The 14,393-nt window shown below is 35.4% G+C and carries 18 protein-coding genes; 3 read left to right on the top strand and 15 right to left on the bottom strand.

The window, feature by feature from the left end; all coding sequences use genetic code 11:
- Positions 1 to 43 precede the first annotated feature (43 nt).
- Positions 44 to 229, bottom strand: a complete 186-nt coding sequence (locus QGM71_RS02485; RefSeq protein ID WP_327605926.1) for a helix-turn-helix transcriptional regulator — start codon at positions 227 to 229, stop codon at positions 44 to 46.
- 168 nt (positions 230 to 397) lie between these two features.
- On the opposite strand from QGM71_RS02485, the gene QGM71_RS02480 reads away from it, so the two are divergent.
- The 3 genes from QGM71_RS02480 to QGM71_RS02470 all read left to right on the top strand — a co-directional run bounded on the left by QGM71_RS02480 (position 398) and on the right by QGM71_RS02470 (position 2,306).
- Positions 398 to 754: a helix-turn-helix domain-containing protein gene (locus QGM71_RS02480; protein ID WP_327605925.1), complete on the top strand. Its 357-nt coding sequence runs from the start codon at positions 398 to 400 to the stop codon at positions 752 to 754.
- Positions 755 to 855: 101 nt separating this feature from the next.
- Entirely contained in the window at positions 856 to 1,080 is a 225-nt protein-coding gene (locus QGM71_RS02475; protein WP_327605924.1) for a helix-turn-helix domain-containing protein, read from the top strand.
- Between the two features lie 188 nt (positions 1,081 to 1,268).
- Complete coding sequence (locus tag QGM71_RS02470; RefSeq protein WP_327605923.1) at positions 1,269 to 2,306, top strand: tyrosine-type recombinase/integrase; 1,038 nt, start codon at positions 1,269 to 1,271, stop codon at positions 2,304 to 2,306.
- 145 nt (positions 2,307 to 2,451) lie between these two features.
- On the opposite strand, the gene QGM71_RS02465 is transcribed toward QGM71_RS02470, so the two are convergent.
- The 14 genes from QGM71_RS02465 to sigF all read right to left on the bottom strand — a co-directional run bounded on the left by QGM71_RS02465 (position 2,452) and on the right by sigF (position 14,390).
- Positions 2,452 to 2,982, bottom strand: a complete 531-nt coding sequence (locus QGM71_RS02465) for a spore maturation protein (protein WP_327605922.1) — start codon at positions 2,980 to 2,982, stop codon at positions 2,452 to 2,454.
- Between the two features lie 2 nt (positions 2,983 to 2,984).
- Complete coding sequence (locus QGM71_RS02460) at positions 2,985 to 3,569, bottom strand: nucleoside recognition domain-containing protein (protein ID WP_327605921.1); 585 nt, start codon at positions 3,567 to 3,569, stop codon at positions 2,985 to 2,987.
- Between the two features lie 2 nt (positions 3,570 to 3,571).
- Positions 3,572 to 4,669: a D-alanyl-D-alanine carboxypeptidase family protein gene (locus QGM71_RS02455; protein WP_327605920.1), complete on the bottom strand. Its 1,098-nt coding sequence runs from the start codon at positions 4,667 to 4,669 to the stop codon at positions 3,572 to 3,574.
- A 131-nt stretch (positions 4,670 to 4,800) separates the two neighbouring features.
- On the bottom strand, positions 4,801 to 5,688 hold the full coding sequence (locus QGM71_RS02450) for a superoxide dismutase (protein WP_327605919.1): 888 nt from the start codon (positions 5,686 to 5,688) through the stop codon (positions 4,801 to 4,803).
- A gap of 95 nt (positions 5,689 to 5,783) precedes the next feature.
- Positions 5,784 to 6,380: an SMC-Scp complex subunit ScpB gene (scpB, locus tag QGM71_RS02445; RefSeq protein WP_327605918.1), complete on the bottom strand. Its 597-nt coding sequence runs from the start codon at positions 6,378 to 6,380 to the stop codon at positions 5,784 to 5,786.
- A 3-nt stretch (positions 6,381 to 6,383) separates the two neighbouring features.
- Positions 6,384 to 7,121, bottom strand: coding sequence for a segregation/condensation protein A (locus QGM71_RS02440; protein WP_327605917.1), 738 nt, complete (start codon positions 7,119 to 7,121; stop codon positions 6,384 to 6,386).
- Between the two features lie 124 nt (positions 7,122 to 7,245).
- Positions 7,246 to 7,617 carry a GNAT family N-acetyltransferase gene (locus QGM71_RS02435; RefSeq protein ID WP_327605916.1) on the bottom strand — a complete coding sequence of 124 codons (372 nt, stop codon included), beginning with the start codon at positions 7,615 to 7,617 and terminating at the stop codon, positions 7,246 to 7,248.
- Positions 7,618 to 8,142: 525 nt separating this feature from the next.
- Complete coding sequence (locus tag QGM71_RS02430) at positions 8,143 to 8,604, bottom strand: site-2 protease family protein (protein ID WP_327605915.1); 462 nt, start codon at positions 8,602 to 8,604, stop codon at positions 8,143 to 8,145.
- Between the two features lie 80 nt (positions 8,605 to 8,684).
- Positions 8,685 to 9,122: a peptidylprolyl isomerase gene (locus QGM71_RS02425; RefSeq protein WP_327605914.1), complete on the bottom strand. Its 438-nt coding sequence runs from the start codon at positions 9,120 to 9,122 to the stop codon at positions 8,685 to 8,687.
- Positions 9,123 to 9,414: 292 nt separating this feature from the next.
- Entirely contained in the window at positions 9,415 to 10,722 is a 1,308-nt protein-coding gene (lysA, locus tag QGM71_RS02420; protein WP_327605913.1) for a diaminopimelate decarboxylase, read from the bottom strand.
- A 197-nt stretch (positions 10,723 to 10,919) separates the two neighbouring features.
- Positions 10,920 to 12,401 (bottom strand): spore germination protein, encoded by a 1,482-nt coding sequence (locus QGM71_RS02415; protein ID WP_327605912.1) that lies wholly within the window; start codon positions 12,399 to 12,401, stop codon positions 10,920 to 10,922.
- A gap of 28 nt (positions 12,402 to 12,429) precedes the next feature.
- Positions 12,430 to 12,858 carry a stage V sporulation protein AB gene (locus QGM71_RS02410; protein WP_327605911.1) on the bottom strand — a complete coding sequence of 143 codons (429 nt, stop codon included), beginning with the start codon at positions 12,856 to 12,858 and terminating at the stop codon, positions 12,430 to 12,432.
- Entirely contained in the window at positions 12,836 to 13,453 is a 618-nt protein-coding gene (locus tag QGM71_RS02405) for a stage V sporulation protein AA (protein ID WP_327605910.1), read from the bottom strand. Before QGM71_RS02405 ends, QGM71_RS02410 begins: the two co-directional genes overlap by 23 nt.
- A 181-nt stretch (positions 13,454 to 13,634) precedes the next feature.
- A complete protein-coding gene (gene sigF / locus QGM71_RS02400) occupies positions 13,635 to 14,390 on the bottom strand; it encodes an RNA polymerase sporulation sigma factor SigF (RefSeq protein WP_327605909.1) in 756 nt (251 codons plus the stop codon).
- Positions 14,391 to 14,393: the final 3 nt, after the last annotated feature.

Here is a 14,393-nt window from a genome sequence, read left to right as displayed (position 1 = left end):
AATAATTTGGGCAAGATAACAACGGAAACGAATCGTGTCTATTTTATTTAAAAAAAATTTCATCAACGGACACCCCATAATAATCGGCTATCTTTTTAGCTAATGATAATGATGGAGTACGATCACCCCTTTCAATTGCTCCCAACATCTGAGGGGTAATTCCTAAATGAGTAGCGATTGTTTTTCGTTTTTCGTGACCCCGATAGTCGGTTAATTTTTTTCTTACCAATTCCTTCACCTCACTTGTGCAGAAACGTTTTGTTTCCTTTGTGGTAATAATATAACAGAAACGTTTTGTTTCCGTCAAGTGTTTTTAGAAACTTTTTGTGTCTTTTTGTTTTTTAAGGTGGAAAGGAAACTAAATGTTTCCTATAATGTTTAAGAAGGTGTGATGAAAATGTTGAAAGAAAGATTGAAACAATTAAGGAAGGAAAAGGGTTTGAGCCAATATGAAGCTGCGAAAAAATTAGATTTTTCGCGCGGTAAACTTGCCAACTATGAACAAGGAACGAGAGAACCGGACTACGACACCTTGGAAAAGATAGCCGACTTCTATGATTGTTCTCTTGATTATTTGTTGGGTAGATCAGACCTAACAAATAATGAAGAAGACTTTATACACGATCTTCAGAATGATTTTAGTCTTGAAGAACTACAAAAGAAATACAGCCTAACCGTTGACGGCAAGACTGCGACAGAAGAAGAAATAAAAGCTGCAATTACTTTTATTCGTTCTCTTCGTGACATGAAATAACTTCTTTTTCGGATTTGATTAATTTCTCTATGAGTTCAAACAAATCAACATGCTTGCCCAACGCGAAACAACTCCTTAGTTGATATAGAAAGGGTGTCTATTTGGCTTATTTAGTCGGAAGATGCCTGCTTCAAAAATTACTGGATCAAAAAGATATGGAACAAATTGAGTTAGCGCATAGGTTAAATGTCAAGCCCCCTCAAATAAATAAATATGTAAAAGGAAAACAAAGGATGTCGATTCAGGTGGCTTACAACATTGCACATATTCTCAATTGCCATATTGAAGATCTATATGAATGGATTGAAGTAGGCGATGACGAGTAGATTATATCTACTCACCGACACAAATTAGCCGAATAGCTAATTGCATTATAGTTCAATAACCTGTTTATAAGTGTGGTAAACACCACACTGGTAAAAAGTAACAATTTATTATTTGAAAATTATTTATTTATAGTATATCATATATAGAACAAATGTTCTATATTAATTTTATAGAAAGGTGATCATCCATGAAAAACCCTAACGGATACGGCAGTGTTTATAAATTATCAGGAAAAAGAAGAAAACCATTTGGAGTAAGAAAAACAGCGGGTTGGGGAATAAACGAAAAAACAGGAAAAGCAAAGCAGCTATATGAAAACGTAGGCTATTATGCATCCAGACAAGAAGCAATGATTGCTTTAGCTGAATATAATAAAAATCCATACGACCTTGATGCTAAAAAAATAACCTTTGCTGAAGTATTTGAAAAGTGGTCTGATGAAAACTACAAGAAAATGAGTGAAAGTAATATAAGAGGGTATAATGCAGCGTTTAAAAACACTTCCGGTTTACACGATATTAGGTTCATTGATATAAAAAAGATTCACATGCAAGAAATAGTTGATAACTGCAATAAATCCTACGCTACAAAACATAGGATTAAAGTATTATTTAATCAATTATATAACTTCGCTTTAGAAAATGACATTACAGAAAAAGATTATTCTAAATTTGTAGATGTAGGTAGAAGTCAAAATAAGGGCACTAGACAGCCCTTTACCATGAAAGAGATTAATACTTTGTGGAGTAACCTAAACACGCTAGAATCTGCTGATTTAGCCTTAATTATGATATACACAGGATTAAGACCTGGTGAATTGTTGACGATTGAAAACAAAAACATACATTTGAATGATAGGTATATAATAGGTGGAATTAAAACCGACGCTGGTAAAGATAGGATTATCCCTTTAAATAAAAAAATAGTCCCTCTCATCGAAAAACGAATGGATGAAAAGAACAAATTTTTAGTGGTGAATAAGAGAAATAATAAAATGGCCTACAATACATTCAATGATGATCGTTGGGCTTCATTAATAAAAAAAGTAAAAATGACTCATAAGCCACATGATTGTCGTCATACCTTTGCTACTATGATGGATAATGCAGGAGCCAACAAAGTGTCAATTAAAAAGATTATGGGACATGCTTCCAGTGACATTACGGATAAAGTTTACACTCATAAGAACATTGAAGAACTACTAAAAGCTGTGGATTTAATTTAACCGTTTGTGTATTACTTGTCTATTACCGGTGAATATCCGTTTACTTTCGGACCAATGCAAGAAATGTAAAACATTGATAAACCGTGTAGTTGCGCTGTTCGTGTTTCTTAGAGGACTTAACTTCATGTTAACGCTAATTTACAGTTTATCCAAATACAATGGTCACAACAACTATTGAAGCTATTATACCAATTAAGTCTGCTAGTAGTCCAACTTTTAAGGCGTATCCCATTTTTTTTATTCCAACAGCACCAAAATAAATCGTCAATATATATAACGTTGTATCTGTACTTCCTTGCATAGTTGAGGCTAATCTGCCTATAAATGAGTCAGGTCCGTGCGTATCAATTAATTCAGTTGTCATTCCTAATGCTGCAGTTCCTGAGATTGGTCTGACCAGAGCCAATGGAATAATATCTGGAGGTATGCCGACAAAAATAAGAAACGGGGAAATCGCGGTTATAAAAGCTTCCAAAGCTCCGGAGCTTCTTAAAATAGATATAGAAACAATCATTCCTACCAAAAAGGGAAGTAAAGAAAATGCCATTTTGACACCCTCTTTTCCTCCCTCCACAAATGTTTCATATGTAGGCACTTTTCTCCATGTTGCTATAAACAGTACTATTAATATAAAGCACGGGATAAACCATGTACTAACAGTAGTTATTATACCCATTTTCACTTCCTCCAAACACTTTTGTAGTAATAAAAACGGTCAATCAAAATTGCACAAACTGAGGATATGATAGTAGCAATAATTGTTGTGCCAACAATTTCGGTAGGAGAAATAGAATTGTACTGCATTCGAATTGCTATTACCGTAGTAGGAATTAATGTCAGACTGGAAGTATTTAGTGCTAGGAAAGTTATCATTGACCTTGAAGCAGTGTCACTTCCACTTAATTGCTTCATCTGTTCCATCGCCTTGATTCCCATCGGCGTTGCTGCATTCCCTAATCCAAACATATTCGCAGTAAAATTCGATAAAATATATCCCATTGCAGGATGATCTTCAGGAATGTCAGGAAACAGTCTGGTTACTAATGGCCTGAATAATTTAGTTAATGCATGTAATATACCTGCTTTTTCAGCAACCTTCATAATTCCCAACCAAAATACTAATACACTAATTAAACCGATTGATAATGTAACAGCTTCATTGGCACTTTCAAACACTGCTTCATTTACTTTATCCATTGTTCCATTAAACATGGCATAAATAATACCAATAATGGCCATACAGGCCCATATAACATTAACCATGTTTAATTTGCCCCTAGTATCTGTTTAAAAACAGATTTCATTTGGGAGACTAAATTACTCTGTTTCACAAGAGCTTTACCTGAGAAAATAGGAGTTTCAAGTATAGGGCTGTCATCTAAATAAAAAATGGTTTTACCTATTATACTATCTTCTTGGTCAATCGTATCTTTTACTATATAGGATCGTGTTTCTACATTTTCAGCTTCAGTAAGAGGATACAAGATATCTTCTTGTAAATAACCTGTAGTAACTTCATCTAATCCAATAAGTCTAAAATTCTTATCTCCTTTTTCTATAATGGATTCCATCGTATAGTTTTTGAAACCCCACTCAAACATAGATATATGGTCACGCCAATCATCTGAAGCATTTAATGTAACAGCTATCAGATCCATTCCATCTTTAGTTGCAGTTGTAACTAAGGTTCTTCCCGTTTTCCTTGTGTATCCTGTTTTTCCACCAGTGCAATACTCATAGAATTGGGTTAGTAATTTATTCTTGTTCTGCCAACTATATGTTCTGTTATCAGACTTGTAGGCAGTTGCTCCCGTTATCGATCGGAACTCTTCATTTTTCATTGCATACCGCATTAATAATGCCATATCATATGCAGTTGAATAGTGGTTGTCCGAATCCAATCCATGGGGATTTTCAAAGTTGGTATTTGTCATACCAAGCCATTTAGCTTTTTCATTCATTAAATAAACAAAACCTTCTTCGCTACCACCTAAGTGTTCACCAATTGCGACCGCTGCGTCATTTCCGGACCTCAACATTAAGCCATAGACAAGATCTTCAATTGTGATTTTCTCTCCCTGTTCCAAGTAAATAGAGGAACCTTCAGTATAGATAGCTTTTCGGCTTACCTTAGCCTTCTCAGACATTTTTCCGGATTCCACCGCAATGATTCCTGTCATTATCTTGGTGATACTCGCAATGGATTCTTTTTCATGGGCTTTTTTTTCAAATAAGACTCTTCCAGTAGATTGCTCTATTAATACAGCATTGTTTCCAGAGACACCTGGTTTTGCCTGTCCAATAATAGGGTTACTAAAACTGAAAAATAATAGCATAATACAAATACATATAATAAATCGCATAGTAGGTTTCCTCCCACAGATAGTATGTCTGTATATTTTATGCATGAGATAAATTGATATGATTTTTTTAAATAAATAATTAGTTCACATACTTTTTCCACTGTCTGCGGGAAACCATACTAGAAATTAGCTTAGTACTCAGGCCACTTTATTTTTTTTGCTTTATTGTAACGATCATTTACATTTTGCCAATTTACTACATTCCACCAATTAGTTATATAGTCTTTCTTATCCGTTTTGTATTGTAAATAATAGGCATGTTCCCAAACATCCAACACTAGTAATGGAATAGAATCAGCCAGTTGAAATAATTGATGTTTTTCAAATGACTGCACTGCTAGCCTTCTGCTTCGGGGATTCCATAATAGTACAGCCCAGCCATCACCCTCCACAGATGCAGCAACAGTAGTAAACAAATCCTTAAAGCTATTCCAGCTCCCGAAATCCTGCTTAATACTTTCCAGAATTTCACCAGAGGGCCTTTTACTTGAATCAGGGGTCATATTGTACCAGAAAATAGTATGCAAATTATGACCAGACCCATGAAAGGCCTGTTCCCTCATCCAATGTTTCATTAGTTTTTCATCCGGTTTTTTTTTATAGATCACGCTCTCCGCCTCATTTAAACCATCTACATAGGACTGATGATGTTCAGCGTGGTGCAAGCGCATGATTTCCTCACTGATATAAGGCTCTAATGCATTATACGAATAAGGGAGTGGTGGGAGTTGATGTTTGCCAAATGGAATTTGTTTATCTGCCTGCCCGCTAACTCCTGTTTTACTCTTAATTGCAGATAATATTCGTTGGCCTTCTGTTTGTAACAGGTCTATTTCTTCAATTGTCGGAACATGATTTCTCTTCATGTTATTTTTGATATGAGTTTGCCAATCTTCTATTTGTTCCACCAACTCAGACGAAGTACCGGCATCGAAATCCTTACTCTTTAATGTATTTTTAACCTTATCTCCCCATTCAATCAGACTAGTTAGATAATCTTGTTCCTTATTAATCTCCATCTAATCACCTCGATGTAGCATATGCCCACCTACTTTATACCGTGTATAAAAAAACCACAATAACAAGTTATTGTGGGGGAAATATTGTACTATCATTAATCTACTGCCTTTTTTTCTTCTGATTGATTAAAACGTTCAAAAAACAGGTCTGCCTCTTGTTCCAAATCGTCTGTTTCAGCGCTTTCCGACAATGGCGGTAATTCATCAAGTGATGTTAAGCCGAAATAAGTCAAAAAATCCTTAGTCGTACCAAAGAGTGCGGGTCTGCCGACACTATCCCTTCGACCTACCTCCTCAATCAAAAATCTGACTAGTAAGGTCTGCACGGGCCCATCACTTTTCACTCCTCGTATTTCTTCAATCTCGGTTCTTGTAATTGGCTGTTTGTAAGCAATAATAGCAAGTGTTTCCAATGCAGCTTGAGACATTTTAGTCGGTTGAGGAGTTTCTAATAGTTTCTTAAAATAACTGCTGTGTTCAGGTTTTGTAGTTAAATGATATACTCGATTCGATTGCATAATCATAAAACCCCGATCAGTTCGTTCGTAGTCATATTTCAATTCTTCCAACAGATGCTCTAAGACGGAATCTGATACACCTATGATTTCCGATAACTGTTTAATAGTAATACCTTCATCTCCACTGACAAACAATAAGCCTTCTAGAATTGCTTTTAATTCTGTTATCTCCACGATTTAAGCCCCCATAGAACAAACGTATAATTCCTCAAAGTGATTTTTTTGTATACAATAAACTTCATTATTTTTCATCAGTTCCAACAATGCTAAAAAAGTAACAACTAGTTGTGAGCGGGAATTACTTGTAAATAACCGATCAAATAAAACTCCCTCTTTCGTCTTTTTTACAATCCGCATGACATCTTCCATCCGTTGTTCAATTGAGATCTCTGCTCTTTTAACCTTTGTATCCAATGGCTCATTCCATTTTTTACGTTCAAACATTTTGCCCAAAGCACCTAACATTTCGTAAATGGAAACATCACCTTGGATCATTGGCGGTGCAACGGAAACGATGTCATCAAACAAAGCCGGAGGCCTGGTAAAAATTTGATTGGCATCTGTCTCAATATCTTTAAAGTTTTCAGCTGCTTCTTTATACTTTCTATACTCAATTAACCGCTGCATCAACTCTTCCCTTGGATCTTCCATATAATCATCTGGAACATCATTGAACTCTTGTTTAGGAAGTAACATGTTACTTTTAATAGCAATCAGGGTGGCAGCCATGACCAAGTATTCGCTAGCAATATTTAACTCTAATCTTTGCATCGTGTGAATATAATTCATATATTGTTCAGTAATTTGTGAAACTGGTATATCATAAATATCTATTTCATATTGATTGATTAAATGCAGTAATAAATCCAGTGGCCCTTCGAAGGCATCTAACTTAACGTGATAAGACTGATTCATAAAGTATCATTCCTTTTCTTTAAAACTACTATTAGGTGATACGCACAGGTTTTATTTATTGGTAAAATCTATCGTCCAGTCCAGGTAGGAAAAGCCAGCCCTTCTTCAGGCTGGCTTTTGGAGGTTATTCCTTATCATTTCCTTCTTCCGGTTCGTCACACTTCGTATAAAACTGCTGTGTGCTCTCACTTGCACAAACAGCATATTTCTCTTCATATAGCTTATTAATTTCATTAACCATTTTTTTTCCGATACCCAAATTACGATGAGAAGGATTTACAGATATATGTTGAATCACAGCATTTATTTCATTATCTATACGCAGACCTATAGCACCTAAGACATCATCTTCTTTCCATAGAAATAGATGCCAGTTCGGATTTGTTTCATATTCTTTTATTGTCTGTAGCAATTTTTTTACATCTTTTTCTTCTGGCATAAAAGAAAGTAATCCCATTGCAATCTTTTCTAGATTCTTTTTATAGCGAATTAACATAGATACCCCTCATTAACAAAATAACTTACACAGCTATGCAAATTATTATGTGCTTTAATTATAATTCTGAACTAAACAACATATTTCAGACGTTTTTATTATCAGGACTTTTTGAGTATGTATATATATTTATGCATTGTTACGATTATTTGTCAATCCAGAATCTACTAGTTAACTAAAGAAAGTATGTGCTGTTTTCTAGAAGATTGGGACTGTACTTGCGATTACTCGGTACGGTACAAAATACATAACAGAATTCCAATGAAGCCTATTTGTGGTTAGTCGACTCACTGAAAACAGATTTTGTTTTGAAACAAAATCTATAAACTGTGACGTAGTTGCAATGTTTTCTTGCTTGCTGTGCTTCATTAAATTTGCTTGGCAGTAGCTATGTCAGGAACGATTTACGCCTGCAGTTTAATCAACTATGACAATTAAAAAGCAACAATCATTACGAATAGAGTCAGAGTATACAAACTAGCATTACCATTATTCTTATAATTAATACTAACATTTTTTGTGAAATTATAATACTGATTCTTTTTGTGTAATGACCTGAAGGATGGTATACCCATCAGTCTGTTTCCCTTTAATTTTAAAGGGGAGAATGTTTATGATAGCAATCCAGCAGTTAAATAAAAATAACAATTGTAAATAATTATTCGGAAACATGGTATATAGGTAAAATACAAGAAAAGCTGCGATCCCATTTATAATCGGGCCAGCTATGGTAACCCAGGCAATTTCTAAATTCTTGTATGGGATTTTTCTTTGGCTTTTAGCCAGCCCACCTAAAAAATAGATTATATGTATGTTAATTTTTAATTTTTCCAGATAAATAGTCTTTATTAAATTTCCTGAGCCAACAGATAATGAAATATGATCTGCTTTTACAGTACGCGCTGCAAAAGCATGACCTATTTCATGTAAGAAAGTACTAAGTGGAGCTACTATAAACAAGAGGTATAACAATAAATATATATCCATAGATACCCCCCTCAGAATTTCGAATTATAATAGAAACCCCACTTATAATGTTTCACTATTTCATATTTACAGAAAGATAATTATTCAGCAAATACTTTCATTTCTTTCATAACATCCCCGTTTTTCATGTCCTTTGCAAATTCAATACCAGAAGTAACCTGACCAAATACAGTATGGACACCATCTAGATGTGGCTGTGAATCATGAACTATAAAAAATTGGCAGCTTCCTGTATCTTTACCGGCATGTGCCATAGATAATGATCCTTCCACGTGTTTATGCGGATTTCCTTCTGTTTCACATTTAATTGTGTAACCGGCAGAGCCTGTGCCATTTCCAGTTGGGCATCCTCCCTGGCTGACGAATCCATCTATTACGCGATGAAATGTTAGTCCATCATAGAAGTTGTCGTTTGCTAGCTTTTCAAAGTTAGCCACCGTATTCGGTGCTTCATTAGGGTAAAGTTCAAATTCAATCTTATTACCATTTTCCATTACTATATATCCTCTTTTACTCATTACGTCATCCCCTTTTATTAATTATAAGAATTATGTTTAATTTATCATTTACTTTAGTAAACTACTCAACATTTCTTTACACTGCAGATGGATCGTATGCCACTAGCAACTCCTCTCGCTTCATAACCTGACTTTTAAACCAATTATTACCCAGCGTGTTCATACACTACTGAATATTATAGCAAAAAAAGGCTAAAGACAAAAGGCAATAGACCGGTTAAACGAAAATCATTTCCCCAACCAAAACTGTGTTTATCTCATAACTGAAAAAGAAGATCTTTTAATAGCTCTGTTAAAAATATGCTACATCATGTTGAACAACATCTTTATAGTTTTCTCTTTGAACAACCAATTTTTCTTTCCCGTTTTCCACAAAAACTACTGCAGGTTTTGGTAAGCGATTATAATGACTTGCCATAGAATAACCGTAGGCACCTGTAGAGAAAACAGCCAAGTGATCCCCATCTTCAACAGCCGGAACAGGCAGATCCCAAATAAGCATGTCTCCAGACTCGCAGCATTTTCCAGCTACAGAAACCACATCTGTTGGTTTATGATTCGCTTTATTGGCGATAACGCCCTCATATTTTGCTTGATATAATGCTGGTCTCAAATTATCTGTCATCCCACCATCAATCGATATATAGTTACGGATTCCAGGTATGTTTTTCATGGAACCAACTGTGTAAAGCGTAATACCGGCATTACCAGCAATTGCCCGCCCTGGCTCAATCCATATCTCAGGCATAGGAATATTCAGTTCTTCTACATGATGTTGCACATCATGGATAAGTGCATCTACATAAGTACTGTATGGTATTGGTGAATCTGCCGCTGTATAGCGGATGCCAAACCCTCCACCAAGGTTTAATACTTCTGGTTCGTATTTATATAATTTATTCCATTCCGCTAATGTGTTGAAAAGTACTTTTGTCGCAACTAAGAAGCGGTCTGTTTCAAATATCTGGGAGCCAATGTGACAATGCAACCCTTTAAATCGTATCAAATCATGCTTATAGAGTGCTTTAAAAGCTTCCTCTGCCTGCCCATTCTTTAAGTTAAATCCAAATTTTGAATCTTCATTACCAGTCATAATATAGTGATGCGTTTTAGATTCTATTCCCGGGGTAACACGCATCAGCACATCAACTTGCTTGTCCAGTTCATAAAGAATTTTCTCGATAAGCTTTATTTCATGAAAATTGTCAACAACAATACAACCGATATTATGCTCTATTGCCATAGTAAGTTCCTGTATACTTTTATTGTTACCATGCAAGTGAATTCGTTCAGGAGGAAAGTCTGCTTGTAAAGCTGTATATAATTCGCCTTCAGATACGACGTCCAAACACAAGCCTTCTTGTTTTATCACCTGGATCATTGCTATCGAAGAAAACGCTTTACTTGCATAGGCAACTTTTCCTCTGACACCTAATTGATTGAAGGTCTTTAAAAATTCCCTGCAATTACTGCGAATCATTGAAACGTCATAAACATAGAGTGGTGTTCCGTAGTTTTCAGCTAACATCGTTGTATCTAGACCACCTATCTCCAAATGGCCATTTTGATTTACCTTGAATGGGTGGTTATCGATGATCATTCATTTCCCTCCGTCCCCTTATAAAAACTATAAGTTAAACTTCATTATGCAAATGTTAAGAAACCCTCATTAACTTGCGATAAAAATTACTTTACCACATTGAAGTAAAAAACAAAAGAGCTAATATTTCTAAGCCCTTGAATCATGGTTGGTATCCCATTCCATTTACATACCCTGTAATGGAGCACCTATAATTTCTATTTAGGCTGCCGGTAATTATTTTTTGGGTGAACAATACTAGGCCTACTATTTGATAATGGTACTGGTATGCGCAATATAATATGCATCATAGCCTTTGCATTAAAAGGTAAAAACGGCCATAAATAAGGGGTTCTTATTGACCTGAGAGAAGCTAGAAACAATATATGGACCAGCATACCAATGATAAAGCCGAAAAATCCAAATAACCCCGTAATTAGTACCAATATTATATTTAATACTTTATTAGCAACACTCAATTCATAACTCGGGGTAACATAGGAACCAATTGCACTGATCGCTACATATAAAATCACCTCTGGACTGAACATCCCTACGTCAATAGCAATTTGCCCTATTAAAACTGCTGCAATGAGACCCATCGCAGTAGCGAGCGGTGTCGGTGTGTGTATGGCAGCCATTCTTAAAAATTCTATTCCTAGTATTGCCATGATAATTTGGATTGTAACTGGAATATTTCCAATTTCGTTAGGACCTATATACGCCAGCTCTTTCGGCAAAAGATCAGGATCAATAACAAAAAGCAGCCACAGCGGAAGGAGGTATATGGAAGCTAAGACGGCTAGAAATCTTACCCATCTGACAAATGTTCCAATTGCTGGTGCTTGCCTGTATTCTTCAGCATGCTGCAAGTGATGAAAAAAGGTTGTCGGTAAAATGATGGCACTCGGGGATGTATCAACAATTATGATTACATGACCTTCCAATAAATGATTTGCAGCAACATCTGGCCTTTCTGTATATCTTACTAAAGGAAATATATTCCACTTCCGATCAATAATGAATTCTTCTAGTGATTTATCTGCCATTGTAATTCCATCAATTTCAATGGCTTTTATTTTATCCTTTATTTTCGTTACTAGACCTTCATCAGCCACGTCCTGCAGGTAGCTGACACAAACATCCGTTTTTGAACGTTCTCCCACTTTCAACATTTCATGTCGTAATCTTTCATCCCGTATTCTTCTTCTAGTTAAGGCTGTATTCTCAATTATATTTTCCGTAAAACCATCTCTGGAACCCCTTATAACTCTCTCGGTATCAGGTTCTTCAGGTGTTCTTCCAGGATAATTACGAACATCAATTACAAATGCAAATTTTTCATCATTGATAAATAATACAATCAGTCCTGATAACACCTGATCTACCGCCTCATCCATTGTCTCTATATGATCAACCTGTTGATGAATTAAACGGTTCTCAATTATTTCAGGTAATTTTTTTGAGCTGATTTCATTATCATTAATTGCTACCAGGACTTTTAATAGTTCTTGTATTATAGATGAATCACATAATCCTGTTAGGTAGTAGATTTGGATATTCCTTTTAAGCAATGTTATTTCCCGGAACCCAAGATCAAATGATACACCTAAACCCAGCCGCTCCTTCATGTAAGCTTCATTCTCTAGGACTTTTAAAGAAATTGGTTTTTTATTTGTCATTCGCTTGTTTTTTTTCATAATCAAACTCTCCAATCCAACTACACAGTCATTTCACAAAATACATCCATTGAAATAACGACCCGGCAATTTTGCCGAAAACAAAAGCCATCAATAACCACAATGTATGTTGATCTATCCCAATTCTTTTGTATAATATGGGAAATACATTTAAAACCTCTGTTAAAGCAGCTGCCAGCATTCCGTTAAATATGCCATGAAAAATCCCCCAAATTATTAAAATAATGATTGGTTGATTCCAGGTTAAATTCGTAAAAGAGAAGTATGTCCCAAACAGCGTACCTGCGATGACGCAAGCCCCATACACTTTTAGCAATCTTTCTGTTTTGCTGAGCTGTATCAACCTTGGAATGATACCTAACACTGTTAAAAAAGCAACAAAGCCACTGCCCACTGCAAGACCGCCACCAAAACCAATGAGGATCTGAATGAAATTAGCTAGGAGGTTCTGTATCATTTAACTCGTTTTCATAATGATTTATATAGTTATCCAGATCTTGTTGATAGTTGTAAATTTCTACCTCCAGCGGGCTTGGCTCTTCATTAAATCGCTTGTTAAACCAATGATTGAAAAATAACAGCATTCCTATTCCCAGTCCAAACGAATATGGTATTTGTATCCATAAAGGAAATTCCTTTTGATCACCTGTAAGTATGAAATGAAGTTTTTGTTGGACTTCCTGCATACTTACATCGTAATGGAAATTCATAATTGTCATTGCCGCTCCAATAAATAGAAGCAACCATACACATGCCACTATTATAATGGATGGTGGCTTTTTATTTTTAGATATGCGTATTATGGTCTGTGCAGGTCCTAATAACTGAAATTCAAGTCCTTCATACAAGGTTGTTAAATGGTCTATAATTAAAAAACTATCTATAATAACTACATTCAAATCTTTTTTGGTTATTCGATAAATAGGTGTGTTTTCCAGATTCTTTTTATGAACTGAAGCAGTTGATATATACGCAATGTGCTTAAGTTGAACATCTTGCAAGAACGAAAGGTCCACATTTTTTTTCATACGCAAATAAACTATATCCGTCACTGGAACGTCATCCTCTACAATTTGTCTTCAAAGATAGTATTTGTCAGAAACCCTATTTTTATCACAGTTAATTAAGGGACAAAAAAACACCACGTATTGTGGTGTCCGTTTTGGTTTCTTAAATTATTGGCATGTATTATGAGGAAAAGAACCTGCAAAGCTCCACGTCGATCACTTTTAACTATTGATCCATATTATTCTTCATTTCCTGTAATATCTTCTTTTCTAATCGTGATACCTGTACTTGTGATATTCCAAGCCTCTCAGCCACTTCTGATTGTGTTTGATCTTTATAATACCGCAAGTAAACAATCAGTCTTTCCCGCTCGTTTAACCCTCTAATAGCTTCTTGCAAAGTTAACTTATCAAACCATTTCGTATCCTGTTCAGCAATCTGATCGATTAATGTAATAGGATCCCCGTCGTTTTCAAATACGGTTTCATGAATGGAGTGCGGTGATTTCGATGCCTCTTGCGCGTGTACTACTTCTTCTGGCGAAATTTCCAATTCTTCCGCAATTTCATTAACAGTAGGTGACCTTCCAAACTGTTTTGTTAATTCATCTTTCTTTTTTCTGATTTTATTTCCTATTTCCTTAAGAGAACGACTTACTTTTACGCTACCATCGTCCCTTATAAAACGTTGTATTTCTCCAATAATCATCGGAACTGCATACGTGGAAAACCGCACATCATACGAAAGATCAAACTTATCGATTGATTTAATTAAACCTATACTGCCAATTTGAAATAAGTCATCAGGATCATATCCTCTATTAATAAACCGTTGAACAACAGACCAAACAAGACGAATGTTTCTTTCCACCAGGATATCTCTTGCTTGTTTGTCTCCATGCTGGCTTTTATATATATAATCTTTCACCTGTTCATCCGTTAAGGTCTCTTTGCGATTATTTTGTTTAACATTTACATTCATAGG

This window comes from Virgibacillus tibetensis (genome assembly GCF_036026595.1).
Lineage (GTDB): Bacteria > Bacillota > Bacilli > Bacillales > Amphibacillaceae > Virgibacillus_P > Virgibacillus_P tibetensis.
Note: the sequence above shows the minus strand (reverse complement) of the source record. Positions and strands in the feature narration are given on the sequence as shown.